The organism is Desulfoluna sp. CYM3A (genome assembly GCF_056829965.1).
Map to the genome: position 1 here is coordinate 1,786,629 of NZ_CP186556.1, position 13,066 is coordinate 1,799,694.

Genomic DNA, 13,066 nt, shown 5'->3' on the forward strand with positions numbered 1-13,066 from the left:
GAAGACCAAGGAGACACGAACACATGAAAGGTGATGCACTTCGCACGACCGTTTTGAGCGTCAAGATGATCCCCAACGTGGATTCGGACATGATCAAGCGCCTGGAGCTCCCCGAGGGGCACCGAAGCATCGGCATGATCACCACCGACTGCGATGACGTGGGATACACCGCCATTGACGAAGCCACCAAAAAGGCCGACGTCAAGGTGGCTTACGCCAAGAGTTTTTACGGTGGGGCCGACAACGCCAGCACCAAGCTCGCCGGTGAATTCATCGGTATCCTCTCCGGGCCCAACCCGGCCGAGGTCAAGAGCGGGGTCAACGCGGCCATCGAGTTCATCGAAAACGACGCCTGTTTCTACAGCGCCAACGATGACGACTCCATCCCCTATTACGCCCACTGCGTTTCCCGCACCGGCTCTTTTCTGTCCGACCTGGGCGGCATCCCCGAAGGCGAGGCCATGGCGTATCTCATCGCCCCTCCCATCGAGGCGATCTACGCCCTGGATGCGGCCCTGAAGGCAGCCGACGTGGAGATGGTGGAGTTTCAACTCCCCTTCAGAGACCAACTTCGGCGGGGGCCTGCTCACCGGGAGCCAGTCTGCCTGCAAGGCAGCCTGTGACGCCTTTGCCGACGCCGTGATCCATGTGGCCGACAATCCCCTGAAATACTAATCACGGGAGGTCCTTATGAACGGCAAGGCATTAGGAATTATTGAGACCGTGGGACTCGTTCCCGCCGTGGAGGCCGGTGACGTGGCGGTGAAGACCGCCGATGTCACCATCATGGGCTCCCAGGCGGTGGGGGTGGGGCCCGTACTTCATCCCGACCAAAGGCGATGTTCGCCGTCAAGGCATTCTTGTCGACGCCGGCAGCACGGCGGCTGCCCGCCTGGGTGAGGCTCTCGTGACCGTCATCGCCCGGACCGCCGAAGGCCTTGAAGGCATCTTGATCGAAGAGGGAAAACGCCCCAAGTGTGTTCCCGAGCCCAAGGCCCCCTGCAATGCCCCGTCTGAACCCACCGCCCGCCCTGGGGCGGAGCCAGGCGACGGCCCTGTCCAGGTTGCCGAGCCTGTCCGGGAAGCTTCCGAGGCGAAGGAAGCGGCACCGGCTCCCGATGCGGACGATGCACCGGGATTCGACATGGCGGACCTGAAAAAAATGAAAGTGACCAAACTGAGGCGCCTCGCCCGGCAGCTTCCCTCCTTTTCCATTGCGAGGGGGGAGATCAAGTATGCCAAGAAGAAAGATCTTCTTGAGGCGTTTGTGCAATACATGAAGACATTAGAGAAGTAAGAGAGGACGTGAAGATGGTAGATAAGGATTTGCTCTCAATTCAGGAAACTCGAGCCCTGGTCCGTGCGGCACGCGCTGCACAGCCCACGCTCCCCCAGGCTGGTCAGGAGCGTGTAGACGCTCTGATTGAGGCCATTGCCAAGGTGGGCTCCGAGATGGCTGAAGAGCTGGCCAAGATGGCCAGCGAAGAGACCGGCTACGGCAAGTGGCAGGACAAGAAACAGAAGAACATCCTCGCTTCCGAAAAACTGGTCAGCTACTACCGAGGCACCAAAACCATCGGTATCATCAACGAGGACAAGGAGAAGAAGATCGTCGAGATTGCCGCTCCCATGGGCGTCATCGCCGGCCTCATTCCCTCCACCAACCCCACGAGCACCACGCTCTACAAGTCCATCATCGCCCTGATGAGCGGGAACGGCATCGTGTTTTCCCCTCACCCCACCGCGGTGAAGTGCATCTCGGCCACCGTGAACATGATCCGCGGCGTCCTCAAGGCCATGGACTTCCCCGAGGACCTCGTGGGCGTCATCAGCGTTCCCACCATGCAGGGCACCGATGAACTCATGAAGATCACCGACATGATCCTGGCCACCGGCGGCAACGCCATGGTCAAGGCGGCTTACAGCTCCGGTACCCCCGCCCTGGGCGTGGGCTCCGGCAACGTGCCCGCCTTCATCGAGCGCAGCGCCGATGTGGACGTGGCCGTGCAGAAGATCCTCTCCTCCAAGACCTTTGACAACGGCACCGTGTGCGCCTCCGAGCAGTCCATCGTCACCGAAGCCTGCATCGCCGACAAGGTCAAGGCCAGCGTCATCGCCCAGGGCGGTTTCTTCCTGGAAGGGGAGAATCTCGTCAAGGTCAAGGCCGTCATGGAGCGTGCCAACGGTTCCATGAACCCCGCCATCGTAGGTCGCTGCGCAGCGGACATTGCAAAGGTTGCAGGTATCGACATCCCCGCCGGCACCACCATGCTGCTCTGCGACGAGCCCGGTGTGGGACCCAAATTCCCCTTCTCCAAGGAGAAGCTCACCGCTCTGCTCGGTTTCTACGTGGTCAACGACTGGCAGGAAGCCTGCGAGCTCTGCTTCAAGCTCCTCCAGAACGGCGGCATGGGTCACTCCATCGGCATCCACTCCAACAACGAGACCGTGATCCGTGAGTTCGCCCTGAAAAAGCCCGTTTCCCGTTGCCTGGTCAACACCCCCACCACCCAGGGCGCCGTGGGCATCTCCACCAACATGGCTCCTTCCCTTACCCTCGGGTGCGGGACCGTGGGCGGCAGCGCCACAATTGCAGAACGTGGACCCCCAGCAGCTCTTCAACATCCGTCGCATGGCTTACGGCCTGGACGACGCAGCCACCACCAGCTGCTCTGCCCCTGCTGAAAGCATCGACGTGCAGGCGGTGACCAACATGATCATGGAGCAGCTCAAGAAGATGAGCGGCACCGTTTAATTACGGCGTGACACACCCCTTGCGGGGTTTTTGAAACCTGCCGCTTCCGGCCGGTTTCCCAAGGACGCTGGCAAGCAAATTGCTTTGCTCAGTGGCAGGTTTTTAAAACGAACGATTTTCATACGATAACACGAGGAGAAAACAACATGAGTTCACAGAACGCTCTTGGAATGATCGAAACCCGAGGTCTTGTAGGCGCAGTAGAAGCAGCAGATGCCATGGTAAAGGCTGCCAACGTTACCCTCATCGGCCGCAGCCAGGTGGGTGCCGGTCTCGTCACCGTCATGGTTCGTGGTGACGTGGGCGCCGTCAAGGCAGCCACCGACGCCGGTGCCGCAGCCGCCGACCGCGTGGGCGAGCTCATCAGCGTACACGTCATTCCCCGTCCCCACGGCGAGGTTGAACTGATCCTTCCCAAGATCGAAGGATAATAAGCCATGAAAGTCATATCGGAATCCTATCTGAGAGATCTCTTCAGAAAGGACGTTCCTGAGACTTTCAGGCTGGAGGAGGGTCAGATCCTGACCCCCTCCGCATCCCAGCTTCTCGGTGAGAAGGGGGTCAAGGTCGTCAGGGGCGCTGAAGAGCCAAGCCCTTCACAGCCCGGGGCCGCCCCAAACAGAGGCGGAAGGGAAGAACGAGAAGAACCCAAAGCGGCCGGTCCCCGATACGTATCGGCCGTGGACGGCGGTCAGTTCGAGACAAAGCCCGAGCACATGACCCAGCTCACGGGCAACCGGCTGGTCCCCAAGGACCACCCCCGGATTGTCTTCAGGGGCCGCCTCGACACCTGCCAGGGGGAGATTCTCCTGCTGCAGGCCAAAGCCCATGATGCCGGGAAAAAGGCATTGGTGGAGGATCTCGCAGAGCTCCTCGAGTGGACCCGCGACATCATGCGTCGCGATGTCCTGGACACCCCCATCCCGGACAAGCCCATCATCGGCTTGACCGATGCGGAGCTCCGGGCCCACTCCCACAACCCGAAAAAATACTTCGGGGTAGGGCACCTGCTCCCCTCATACGACATGGGGGAGATGATTCTGAGGCTTAACCGCCTGCGAGCCCAGATTCGGGAAATGGAAGTATCGGCCGTCAGTGCGCTGAAAGAGACCTTTCACCTGGACAAGCCCGATGTGGTCCAGGCACTGAACCGAATGAGCAGCGCCGTTTACATCATGATGCTCAAAGACAAAGGCGGCATGTACACGTAGGAGATCAGATGGAACAGACAATCGTAGAAGATATTATCAAGAAGGTCATGGCCCAGGTGGGCAGCACCGGTACCCAGGGGGCCCCCGCAGCCGGGGACGCCATTCCGGTGGAGCTCTCCGGCCGCCATGTCCATCTGTGTGAAGAGGACGTCAAAGAGCTGTTCGGCGGATCCCTGACCCATGTCAAGGAGCTTTCACAGCCGGGACAGTACCTCTGCAAGGAGCGGGTTCGTCTCATCGGGCCCAGCGGTGTCATCGACAACGTGGCCGTCCTGGGACCCGCCCGCTCCAAGAGCCAGGTGGAGCTCTCCCTCACCGACGCTCGTATCCTCGGGATCAAGGCCCCGGTTCGCCAGTCCGGCGACGTGGCCGGCACCCCGGGCATTGTCCTCACCTCCGGCACCGGCCTCGCCGGGTTGGACGAGGGCGTGATCGTGGCTGCCCGTCATATCCACATGTCCCCTGCGGACGCGGCCCGTTTCGGCGTGTCCGACAACCAGAAGGTGGATGTCCATATGGACGGAAGCCGTCCGGCCGTGTTCAAGGATGTCATCGTTCGGGTGAACAAGGATTTTCGCCTGGCCATGCACATCGACTTTGATGAAGCCAACAGCTGCGGCCTGGGCAAAAATGCCACCGGCCGTATCGTGGGCGTAACCCAGGAGGCGTAACCTTGGACTTTTCATCCGTTGATCGGACCATTGCCGATCTTGAAACGTGTCTCAAAACCACTCGGGAGGTGTCTCCCACCGAAGAGCTCCTGGTGGGGGTGGACTTAGGTACCGCCTTCATCGTGCTGGTCGTCATGAACAGCAAAAAAGAGCCCGTGGCCTGTGCCATGGAGTTTGCCCAGGTCATCAAAGACGGCCTGGTGGTGGACTACATCGGCGCCATGACGGTGGTGAAACGCCTGAAAGCCCAGCTGGAGGAACGCCTCGGACGGGAACTGGAGAGGGCGGCCATTGCCGTGCCCCCCGGTACCGGTGAGTCCGATTGCAAGACCCACGGCTATGTGGTGGAAGGCGCGGGGATGGAAGTGACCAACCTGCTGGACGAGCCCACGGCGGCCAACGCCGTCCTGGGGGTCGAAGACGGTGTCATCGTGGACATCGGCGGCGGAACCACCGGCCTCTCCATCCTGGAGAAGGGCAAGGTGGTCTACGTAGCCGATGAAGCCACGGGCGGAACCCATCTCTCCCTGGTCCTCTCCGGTGCTTACAAAGTGAGCTTCGAAGAGGCCGAGGAGATCAAACGGGACTACGGACGGCACAAGGAGATCTTTGCCGCGGTCCGTCCCGTGATCCAGAAGATGGCCACCATCGTGAAGGGGCACATCAAGGGGCGGAACATAAAATCCGTCTATCTTGTGGGCGGCACCTGCTGCCTTACCGGCATGGAGACCGTGTTCGAAAAAGAACTCGGGATCCCGGTACACAAACCGGCCAACCCCTTTCTCGTGACCCCCATGGGCATTGCCCTGAGCTCCGTGAGCACGGGCGAACAGGAGACAGACCATGGATGTTGAAGCACTGGTGAAAGCCATTACCGTCGAAGTTCTCAAGCAGATCGGCGGGGAGACGAAAACCGGGTGCTCATCATCGGGGACAGAAGCTGCCCCAAATGCCAGGCCGCTGAAAAGCGTCTGGGCAAGGGGAACACCTTTCTCTACCCGGATGAGGATCCCGGGCCCAACGAGCCCGTCAGGCGCATCGTGCCCTACCTCTCCATCCGCCACATGGCGGACATGGCCGCAGGACGGGCCGAAGGACCGCTCATGGAGCTGGCCTTCCGCGCCCTTCTGGCCGGTCAGACCGTGGAGGTGGTGGAGTTTGAATACAAACGCCATGCCGACACCGCCCCGGAAGGCCTCATGCGGCTCTTCGAGGGCCAGGAAGCGGCCCTTGCCGGATACGGCCTTGTGGCCATGGATGTGACAAAGCGCGACACCGTCCGGATCAGGAAGCCCCTGGTGACGGACGCGGACGTGGCCGAGGCAGGGCAGCGGGGTGCCAAGGAACTTAGGCTTCCCGCCGACGCCCAGGTCACTCCCCTGGCAGTGGAGAGCGCCAAAGAACTCGGCATCACCCTTTCCCGGGGATAACAACGGAGAGGCCATGACCACCCGGCCTTTCCATCAGCATACGAGGCGACCAGGATGATAATTGGCAAAGTGATCGGCAATGTGTGGGCCACAAGAAAGGAAGAGGGCCTGAGCGGCATGAAACTCATGGTGGTCAGGCGGCTGGACGCCTGCACCAACGAAGAACTCGACACCCTCGTGGCCGTCGACTTCATCGGTGCGGGCATCGGCGAGAGGGTTCTCGTGGCCACGGGCAGCTCGGCGCGGAGCCGCCATCACCCTCGACGCCGCACCTGTGGACGCCACCATCGTCGGGATCATCGATGAGGTCGAGGTCCAGGAAGGACTGTAGGACATGGATTCCCTGGGACTCATAGAAAGCCGGAGTATCGCCGCAGGCGCTGTCCTTGCCGACATCATGGTCAAGGCCGCCGAGGTGACCCTCCTCAAGGCCGGGACCATCTGCTCCGGCCGGTACCTGATCCATGTGGGCGGTGACCGTCAGGCTGTGGACACCTCGGTGAAAGCAGCCAAAGCAGCCGGTTACTCCCTTGCGGGGAGCTACACCATCGGAGGCGTCTCCCGGGAGGTCCTCGATGCCCTGAAGCACAGCCCCGTCGTTACCCACTGCGGCGCCATCGGCGTGGTGGAGTGCCGCACCGCCTCTTCGGGGGTGGTGGCTGCCGATCAGGCCGTCAAGCGGTCCACGGCCTGTCTCGCGCGGATCGTTACGGGCAACGGCATCAACGGCAAGTCGTATTTTGTGATGACAGGTGATGTGGCCTCCGTGGAAGAGTCGGTTGCGGCGGCAAGAGAGACCCTTGGAAAAGACCTTGTGGAGGCGGTGGTGATGCCGTCGCCCGACTCCTCGGTCGTCAATGCGTTGGTGAGGCGCCCGTAGCCATTTTGCGGGGGCCTTGCAACAAGAACCAGCGAAATGCACTGCAAGAGACTCTGCGAAACTAAAAAGGGTGTGGAGGAGATCATCGTGGACGGTACCGTCTACATGGACGGCTCCATGATCCTGACTCCCGGCGCCAAAGATGTTTTACGCAACAAAGGCGTCACCATCGTCTACGGCCCCAGGCCCGAGACGTGTGAAGAAGACCGGCTTGCAGCCATGGTCGCCGACCTGCTCAAAAAAGAGTACGGCATCACCGACGATGCCCAGGTCAAGGCGGTGTGCTGCAAGGTGGTCGAGGCAATCAAGAACAACGCTTAGGTGTTGAGGGCGTGATGCCCGAGACAGGGCACCTTGGGCACGTGGGTGCACAGGGTGCGGAAACGCCTTCGGGCAGACAACCCAATCTATACATAAGAGGAGAGAATAATGAAAGCACTTGGAATGGTTGAAACCAAAGGTCTTGTGGGAGCCATCGAAGCAGCGGACGCCATGGTCAAAGCAGCCAACGTCGAGCTGGTGGGTCGTGAGCAGGTAGGCTCCGGCCTTGTTACTGCCATGGTCCGCGGGGACGTAGGCGCCGTCAAGGCCGCCACCGACGCCGGTGCCGCAGCTGCTGATCGTGTGGGCGAGCTCGTGAGTGTTCACGTGATTCCCCGTCCCCACTCTGAGGTGGAGCTGATCCTCCCCCAGAAGCGCGAAGCATAGGGATGTGTGCCGGCGGCCCCTTTCGGGGTGCCGCCGGCAGCCCTCGCGTGTCCGGGCAAGGGGAGGACCTGCCGGTTGTCCCTTTCCCCAGTCACGCGATGGCAGAGACGCCATGTACTGCCATCTAAACGACATGCCGACCGAAGTGGGACGGATGTCCGCTTTGTATGAACCGACGCGGCGGGAGGCGGCATGACCCGTGACCTTGGCCATGAGCGCATGGAAGGTCACCGGCCGTTGTCATCACCCCGAACCATCGCACCGGAAAAGGAGTTTCACATGGGTATCAATGAAAAAGTCCTTGAAGAGCTGATTAGAAAAGTGGTTTCCGAGCAGCTGGGCGGCGCCAAGTCCCCGGCCTTTACCAAAGTCGTGGACGAGAAGAGCGGCGTCCTCTGCGTGAAGACCGATACCGTCAAGCCCGAGCCCTTTGACACGGGCAAGGCCGGAGACAAAGTCTTTCTCACCGACATCGTGACCCTGGACGAGAGCCCCCGCCTCGGCTGCGGCATCATGGAGATGGAGACCACCTCCTTTGACTGGACCCTCAAGTACGACGAGGTGGACTACATCATCGACGGTACCCTGGAGATCGTCATCGACGGCCGCAAGGTAGTGGGCAACAAAGGGGACATCATCTTCATCCCCAAAAACACCTCCATCGCCTTCAGCGTTCCCGAGTCCGCACGCTTCATGTACGTCACCTATCCCGCCGACTGGGAATCTCAGTAACCGGAGGGCGCAGCCTTGATCGATGAACGGACGCACCCAACGAGACCGCGACGGCGAGAACGCCATCAACGCCCTTGAGAAACTTGAGGGCAGGCACGCCTTTATCGTCACCGACGCCTTCATGGTGAAGATCGGCTTTGCCGACCGCATCATCAGTGGCCTGGAGCGCGCCAACATCACCAGCTGCGTGTACGACAAGGTGGAGCCCGATCCCTCCCTGGAGACCGTGCGTGAGGGCACGGTCAAACTCCTGGCCGACGGCGCGGACATGATCATCGCCTTAGGGGGCGGCTCCTCCATCGACGCGGCCAAGGCCATCATGTACTTCGCCTACAAGGCGGACCCGGCCAAGGGCAAGCCCCAGCTGGTGGTGATTCCCACCACCAGCGGCACCGGCTCCGAGGTGACGGCGGTCACCGTGGTCACCGACACCGAGCAGCAGATGAAGATCCCCCTCATGGATCCCCTGCTGGTCCCGGACATGGCCGTGTTGGATGCCCGGTTCACCCGGTCGGTACCCCCGTCGGTCACAGCCACCACGGGCATGGACGTGCTCACCCACGCCGTGGAGGCCTTTGTCTCCACCCCGGCCAACGCCTTCACCGATCTGTACGCGGTGCACGCCATCAAGTACGTGTTCCGTTACCTGCTGCGCTGCTACCGCAACGGGGACGACATGGAGGCGCGGCAGAACATGCTCCTGGCCTCGTGCATGGCGGGCATGGCCTTTAACAACAGCGGCCTGGGCGTGGCCCACAGCATCGCCCATACCTTAGGGGGACTGTTCCACATCCCCCACGGCAAGGCCAACGCCGTGCTGCTCCCATACGTCATCCGCTTCAACAGCTTTGACGTCCGGGACCGCTACCGCACCATCGCCAAGAAACTCGAACTCCCCTGCGAGACCGTGGAGCAGGGCAACGAGAGCCTCATTGAGGCGGTGCGCTGGCTCAACAGCCAGATGGGCATCCCCAACCGCATCCGGGACCTGGGCATCGACGAGAACGAGTTCCAGACCTCCCTTGAGACCATGGCCCGCCATGCCATGGAGGATGCCTGCACGCCCACCAACCCGAGGCGCCCCTCCCTGAGGGACATCCGGCAGTTGCTGCGCAAAGCGTACTAACAAAAATGGAATGTCATATGAGAGATCAGATTGTAGAGAAGGTAAAGAACACGCCGGCGTGGTAGGCGCTGGTGGCGCCGGGTTCCCGACGCATGTGAAGATCAACGCGACGGTGGACACGGTCCTTGTGAACGGCGCCTCCTGCGAGCCCCTTCTGATGAGCGATCCCTACATCATGGAGCATGAGCTCGATATCATGATCGAGGGATTGAACGCGGTGCTGGACGCCACGGCGCCTCCCGCGGGGTCATCTGCATCAAGGGCAAGCACGCCAAGGCCCTTCAGACCATCAAGGACGCTGTGGCCAAGGACACCACCGGACGCCTGGAAGCCTTTGAGCTGAAGGATTTCTATCCGGCAGGCGACGAGCAGGTCCTGGTCCGTGAGGTCACCGGCCGCACCGTGCCCGAAGCGGGGATTCCCCTTCAGGTGGGCGTGGTGGTGAGCAACACCGAGTCCCTGTACAACATCGCCAACGCCATGAAGGATATTCCCCTTACCGAGCGCTACGTTACCGTCACCGGTGAGGTGGGCCGCGACATGGTGGTAAAGGTGCCCGTGGGCACCATCGTCTCCGACCTCCTGGAGTTTGCGGGCGGTTCCAAAATTTCCGACTACCGCGTGGTGGACGGCGGGCCCATGATGGGCCGCGTCCTGCCCGACACGGATCAGCCCGTCACCAAGGTGACCAGCGGCCTCATCGTCCTGGACCCCGAGCACAACGTGGTCAAGGGCAAGGTCATGGATCCCGCGGCCATCAAGCGCATCACCGGGACAGTCTGCTGCCAGTGTACCCACTGCACCGAGCTCTGCCCCCGAAACCTTCTGGGCCACTCCATCCATCCCCACAAGCTCATGCGCTCCCTGTCGGCCCTGGTTCAGGACCCCCAGGCCCGCATGGAAGCGCTCCTCTGCTGTGAGTGCGGCATCTGCGAGAAGTTTGCCTGCCCCATGGGCATCTCCCCCCGGGAGGTGAACATGCTCATCAAAAAAGAGCTGATGAAAGAGGGGATCCGCTGGCCCGCCACCGGAGAGGAGCCCGTGAACAACCCCATGCGCGACGTGCGCTACGTGCCCACCAAGCGGCTGATGCAGCGCCTGGACGTGCTGAAGTACGACACCCACCCCGGCATGCCCGAAGAGCGTTTCGTGCCTGAGCGCGTGGCCATTCCCCTTGCCCAGCACATCGGCGCCCCGGCGCAGTGCCTGGTCAAAGAGGGCGACCGCGTTGCCAAAGGCGACCTCATCGGCGAGATCCCGGAAGGGGCCCTTGGGGCACGCATCCACGCCAGCATCGACGGCGTGGTCACCTCCGTCGAGGGCGGTGTGGTGAGGATTTCCAGAGGGTAGGGTGCACCGTGTGCACCGCCATAGATCCGCAGCAAAAAAACGACACGTCACGCCCGAGCGCTCGGCGTCGTGAAGAACAATGAGGTAAATGTATGAACTACAGAACAATCGGTGTTGTCGAGCTGAACAGCATCGCCCTGGGCATTGAGACCGCAGACGAAATGAGCAAGGCCGCCACCGTGGACCTGGTGATGGCACGCCCCACCTGTCCCGGACGGTACCTGGTGATGGTGGCCGGGGACACCGGCTCCGTCAAGAGCTCCGTGGCTGCGGGCCGTGAGATGGGAGGGGACCTGGTCATCGACTGGTTCGTCATCCCCAGCGTCCATCCCACAGTGCTTCCCGCCCTGTCCGGTGCCACCATCGTGCCCCGCATCAACGCCCTGGGGGTCATCGAGACCTACACCGTGGCCGCCTGTATCCTGGCCGCCGACGCCGCAGCCAAATCCGGCCAGGTGGATCTCATCGAGATCCGCTTCGCCGCTGGCCTTGCCGGCAAGTCCTTTGTCACCATGACCGGTGACGTGGGCTCAGTGAAGGCCTCTGTGGCTGCCGGTGTGGAAGGCGTGGGAGACTCCGGTCCCGTCTACAACCACGTGGTCATTCCTTCACCCAGCGACGATTTGAAAGCCCAGCTGATGTAAGGCCCGGCCCAGATATGCGCGGACCGGTCTCTTCCCTGAACCGGTCCGCCTCACGGGGGGACTCATACGCCTCCCCCCGTGAACCTGAGCCCCGATGCCCGCAGTGGTATCGGGGCTCAGGTTCACGGCAATACCAAGACTCTTTGAAAAAACGAACGCTGATTCTGATGTGCATGCGGCCGTATCCGACGGGTGCATGCCTGCTGTTATATTCAATCGTAAAGGAGTTCGACGTATGATGTTCAAGAAACACATGGCATGGATGGTGGGGACACTGTTCGTGTGCGGATCACTGCTCACCGGTTGCGGCGTCAAGGCCGATGTGAAGACTGCCCCTGCAAAGCCCGTGGTCAAGCTGGATGAAGGTCACTGGAATCCGGCGGTCAAGGCAAAACTGGAAACCCTCATCGCCGAAGGGGCCTTCCAGGGAAAGAAAGCTGTTTTCGATTTTGACAACACCACCATCTGCCGGGACATCGGCGAAGCCACCTTTGCCGCCATGGTGGAGGCCGGTCAGCTGAGCTTGGACGGGATCTCCCGGGACATCACCCCCTCCTTTGTCCTTGGGGACAAGAAGGTCTCCCTTGAGACCGTGAAAAACCTTCCCGAGTTCTACGAAGATTTTCTCTCCGCCACCAAGCACCAGAAAGGCGAAAAGACTCCCTATTCCAACAGCTACGCCTGGGTGGTCCAGATCCTGGCCGGCATGACCCCCGACCAGATCCTCCCTTACAGCGAAAAAGCCTTCGGCAACAATGTCGCCAAGCAGGATTCCGGAGCTGCCGACCTCAAAGAGACCAAGATCAACGGCTACCGCATGCCCTTCTTCTATCCCGAGATGGTGGACCTCTACGGCAACCTCCTGAAAAACGGGTACGAGGTTTACGTCTGCTCTGCATCCAACGTCTGGACCGTGCGCTGGATGGTGGCTGCCAACCTCAACAAGCTTCTTGAAGCCAAGTTCGGTAAAGGGGTGGCCATTGCCCCGGACCATGTCATCGGCGTCAACGTGCTTCTGAAAGACAAGCGTGACGGCAAGCTTTACAAGGACCGTCTCCTTGTGAAGAACAACCCGAAATACGCTGCCCTGGACCGTGACGAGCTTTCCAACTACGAGCTCACCACCCAGGTGGTCTACCCCATCACCGGGTACTTCGGGGAGAAATTGCGCCAACATCATCAAGTATGTCACGAAAGAACGCCCCTACCTCATCGGCGGGGACAGCTCCAACGACCTGCCCATGCTGGACCGCGCTGAGAACCGCCTCTGGATCACCCGTCTTGAAAAAATGGGGTACCAGAAGGGGCTCGTTGAGCAGATGGGAGACTCCCTTCCCGGCAACTGGATGATCCAGCCTGTCCTCTACAAAAAATCCCCCGGGTTTGTCTCCACCCGCGCGGATCTGGACGCGCGCCTGGCACCCAAACCCTCCGCCATTGAAAAGACGGCGAAGGTTGCAGGCTTCCTCGAAGAGAACGGCGCACTGAAGGCATTCTAAAGCGCGCTGAAAAAAAGAGATAAACATGGCCCGGGGTGCCTCCCGGGCCATGGGTGTTGG

General features: G+C 61.1%; 20 protein-coding genes and 1 pseudogene. All 21 read left to right on the forward strand.

The annotated features are described in order from the left end of the window. Positions 1 to 23 precede the first annotated feature (23 nt). The 21 genes and pseudogenes from eutL to ACOYW1_RS09335 all read left to right on the forward strand — a co-directional run bounded on the left by eutL (position 24) and on the right by ACOYW1_RS09335 (position 13,006). On the forward strand, positions 24 to 623 hold the full coding sequence (gene eutL, locus ACOYW1_RS09235; protein ID WP_482422560.1) for an ethanolamine utilization microcompartment protein EutL: 600 nt from the start codon (positions 24 to 26) through the stop codon (positions 621 to 623). A gap of 67 nt (positions 624 to 690) precedes the next feature. Then, on the forward strand, positions 691 to 900 hold the full coding sequence (locus ACOYW1_RS09240) for a BMC domain-containing protein (RefSeq protein WP_482422561.1): 210 nt from the start codon (positions 691 to 693) through the stop codon (positions 898 to 900). 7 nt (positions 901 to 907) lie between these two features. Continuing rightward, positions 908 to 1,297: a hypothetical protein gene (locus ACOYW1_RS09245; RefSeq protein WP_482422562.1), complete on the forward strand. Its 390-nt coding sequence runs from the start codon at positions 908 to 910 to the stop codon at positions 1,295 to 1,297. Positions 1,298 to 1,311: 14 nt separating this feature from the next. Next, positions 1,312 to 2,685, forward strand: coding sequence for an aldehyde dehydrogenase family protein (locus ACOYW1_RS09250; protein WP_482423695.1), 1,374 nt, complete (start codon positions 1,312 to 1,314; stop codon positions 2,683 to 2,685). Then, positions 2,633 to 2,755, forward strand: coding sequence for a hypothetical protein (locus ACOYW1_RS09255; RefSeq protein WP_482422563.1), 123 nt, complete (start codon positions 2,633 to 2,635; stop codon positions 2,753 to 2,755). Before ACOYW1_RS09250 ends, ACOYW1_RS09255 begins: the two co-directional genes overlap by 53 nt. Positions 2,756 to 2,901: 146 nt before the next feature. Next, positions 2,902 to 3,186: an ethanolamine utilization microcompartment protein EutM gene (gene eutM / locus ACOYW1_RS09260; protein ID WP_092210417.1), complete on the forward strand. Its 285-nt coding sequence runs from the start codon at positions 2,902 to 2,904 to the stop codon at positions 3,184 to 3,186. 6 nt (positions 3,187 to 3,192) lie between these two features. Further along, positions 3,193 to 3,966: a hypothetical protein gene (locus ACOYW1_RS09265; RefSeq protein WP_482422564.1), complete on the forward strand. Its 774-nt coding sequence runs from the start codon at positions 3,193 to 3,195 to the stop codon at positions 3,964 to 3,966. Positions 3,967 to 3,974: 8 nt separating this feature from the next. Beyond that, positions 3,975 to 4,637: a phosphate propanoyltransferase gene (locus tag ACOYW1_RS09270; protein ID WP_482416630.1), complete on the forward strand. Its 663-nt coding sequence runs from the start codon at positions 3,975 to 3,977 to the stop codon at positions 4,635 to 4,637. A 2-nt stretch (positions 4,638 to 4,639) separates the two neighbouring features. Further along, a complete protein-coding gene (gene eutJ, locus ACOYW1_RS09275) occupies positions 4,640 to 5,491 on the forward strand; it encodes an ethanolamine utilization protein EutJ (protein WP_180141128.1) in 852 nt (283 codons plus the stop codon). A gap of 63 nt (positions 5,492 to 5,554) precedes the next feature. Next, positions 5,555 to 6,067, forward strand: coding sequence for a hypothetical protein (locus tag ACOYW1_RS09280; protein WP_482422565.1), 513 nt, complete (start codon positions 5,555 to 5,557; stop codon positions 6,065 to 6,067). 54 nt (positions 6,068 to 6,121) lie between these two features. Further along, positions 6,122 to 6,373, forward strand: a complete 252-nt coding sequence (locus tag ACOYW1_RS09285) for a EutN/CcmL family microcompartment protein (protein WP_482422566.1) — start codon at positions 6,122 to 6,124, stop codon at positions 6,371 to 6,373. Positions 6,374 to 6,401: 28 nt separating this feature from the next. Continuing rightward, entirely contained in the window at positions 6,402 to 6,947 is a 546-nt protein-coding gene (locus ACOYW1_RS09290) for a BMC domain-containing protein (RefSeq protein WP_180141134.1), read from the forward strand. Between the two features lie 36 nt (positions 6,948 to 6,983). Continuing rightward, positions 6,984 to 7,268 (forward strand): hypothetical protein, encoded by a 285-nt coding sequence (locus tag ACOYW1_RS09295; protein ID WP_482422567.1) that lies wholly within the window; start codon positions 6,984 to 6,986, stop codon positions 7,266 to 7,268. Between the two features lie 108 nt (positions 7,269 to 7,376). Then, positions 7,377 to 7,655, forward strand: coding sequence for an ethanolamine utilization microcompartment protein EutM (gene eutM, locus ACOYW1_RS09300; RefSeq protein ID WP_152004558.1), 279 nt, complete (start codon positions 7,377 to 7,379; stop codon positions 7,653 to 7,655). A 192-nt stretch (positions 7,656 to 7,847) separates the two neighbouring features. Further along, entirely contained in the window at positions 7,848 to 8,387 is a 540-nt protein-coding gene (locus ACOYW1_RS09305) for a cupin domain-containing protein (RefSeq protein ID WP_218951026.1), read from the forward strand. A gap of 22 nt (positions 8,388 to 8,409) precedes the next feature. Further along, the gene (locus tag ACOYW1_RS09310) at positions 8,410 to 9,513 is read left to right on the forward strand and encodes a 1-propanol dehydrogenase PduQ (protein ID WP_482422568.1); all 1,104 of its coding nucleotides are present in this window, start codon (positions 8,410 to 8,412) and stop codon (positions 9,511 to 9,513) included. A gap of 10 nt (positions 9,514 to 9,523) precedes the next feature. Further along, positions 9,524 to 10,104, forward strand: a pseudogene (locus ACOYW1_RS09315) (electron transport complex protein RnfC); the annotation flags it as partial. Between the two features lie 51 nt (positions 10,105 to 10,155). Continuing rightward, positions 10,156 to 10,863: a 4Fe-4S dicluster domain-containing protein gene (locus ACOYW1_RS09320; protein ID WP_482423696.1), complete on the forward strand. Its 708-nt coding sequence runs from the start codon at positions 10,156 to 10,158 to the stop codon at positions 10,861 to 10,863. A gap of 92 nt (positions 10,864 to 10,955) precedes the next feature. Continuing rightward, positions 10,956 to 11,507: a BMC domain-containing protein gene (locus tag ACOYW1_RS09325; protein WP_482422569.1), complete on the forward strand. Its 552-nt coding sequence runs from the start codon at positions 10,956 to 10,958 to the stop codon at positions 11,505 to 11,507. A 235-nt stretch (positions 11,508 to 11,742) separates the two neighbouring features. Continuing rightward, positions 11,743 to 12,765, forward strand: a complete 1,023-nt coding sequence (locus ACOYW1_RS09330; protein WP_482422570.1) for an HAD family hydrolase — start codon at positions 11,743 to 11,745, stop codon at positions 12,763 to 12,765. Then, positions 12,749 to 13,006: a hypothetical protein gene (locus ACOYW1_RS09335; RefSeq protein ID WP_482422571.1), complete on the forward strand. Its 258-nt coding sequence runs from the start codon at positions 12,749 to 12,751 to the stop codon at positions 13,004 to 13,006. The genes ACOYW1_RS09330 and ACOYW1_RS09335 overlap by 17 nt, the downstream gene beginning before the upstream one ends. The last annotated feature ends 60 nt before the right edge of the window (positions 13,007 to 13,066 follow it).

Excerpts from the sequence above, each read along its gene's own strand:
- ACOYW1_RS09320 (WP_482423696.1), top strand. The coding sequence starts at position 10,156 with ATGGGCCGCGTCCTGCCCGACACGGATCAGCCCGTCACCAAGGTGACC.
- ACOYW1_RS09325 (WP_482422569.1), top strand. The coding sequence starts at position 10,956 with ATGAACTACAGAACAATCGGTGTTGTCGAGCTGAACAGCATCGCCCTG.
- ACOYW1_RS09285 (WP_482422566.1), top strand. The coding sequence starts at position 6,122 with ATGATAATTGGCAAAGTGATCGGCAATGTGTGGGCCACAAGAAAGGAA.
- ACOYW1_RS09305 (WP_218951026.1), top strand. The coding sequence starts at position 7,848 with ATGACCCGTGACCTTGGCCATGAGCGCATGGAAGGTCACCGGCCGTTG.
- ACOYW1_RS09265 (WP_482422564.1), top strand. The coding sequence starts at position 3,193 with ATGAAAGTCATATCGGAATCCTATCTGAGAGATCTCTTCAGAAAGGAC.
- ACOYW1_RS09250 (WP_482423695.1), top strand. The coding sequence starts at position 1,312 with ATGGTAGATAAGGATTTGCTCTCAATTCAGGAAACTCGAGCCCTGGTC.
- eutL (WP_482422560.1), top strand. The coding sequence starts at position 24 with ATGAAAGGTGATGCACTTCGCACGACCGTTTTGAGCGTCAAGATGATC.
- ACOYW1_RS09330 (WP_482422570.1), top strand. The coding sequence starts at position 11,743 with ATGATGTTCAAGAAACACATGGCATGGATGGTGGGGACACTGTTCGTG.
- ACOYW1_RS09295 (WP_482422567.1), top strand. The coding sequence starts at position 6,984 with ATGCACTGCAAGAGACTCTGCGAAACTAAAAAGGGTGTGGAGGAGATC.
- ACOYW1_RS09310 (WP_482422568.1), top strand. The coding sequence starts at position 8,410 with ATGAACGGACGCACCCAACGAGACCGCGACGGCGAGAACGCCATCAAC.
- ACOYW1_RS09335 (WP_482422571.1), top strand. The coding sequence starts at position 12,749 with ATGCTGGACCGCGCTGAGAACCGCCTCTGGATCACCCGTCTTGAAAAA.
- ACOYW1_RS09270 (WP_482416630.1), top strand. The coding sequence starts at position 3,975 with ATGGAACAGACAATCGTAGAAGATATTATCAAGAAGGTCATGGCCCAG.
- eutM (WP_092210417.1), top strand. The coding sequence starts at position 2,902 with ATGAGTTCACAGAACGCTCTTGGAATGATCGAAACCCGAGGTCTTGTA.
- eutM (WP_152004558.1), top strand. The coding sequence starts at position 7,377 with ATGAAAGCACTTGGAATGGTTGAAACCAAAGGTCTTGTGGGAGCCATC.
- ACOYW1_RS09240 (WP_482422561.1), top strand. The coding sequence starts at position 691 with ATGAACGGCAAGGCATTAGGAATTATTGAGACCGTGGGACTCGTTCCC.
- ACOYW1_RS09290 (WP_180141134.1), top strand. The coding sequence starts at position 6,402 with ATGGATTCCCTGGGACTCATAGAAAGCCGGAGTATCGCCGCAGGCGCT.
- ACOYW1_RS09255 (WP_482422563.1), top strand. The coding sequence starts at position 2,633 with ATGGCTTACGGCCTGGACGACGCAGCCACCACCAGCTGCTCTGCCCCT.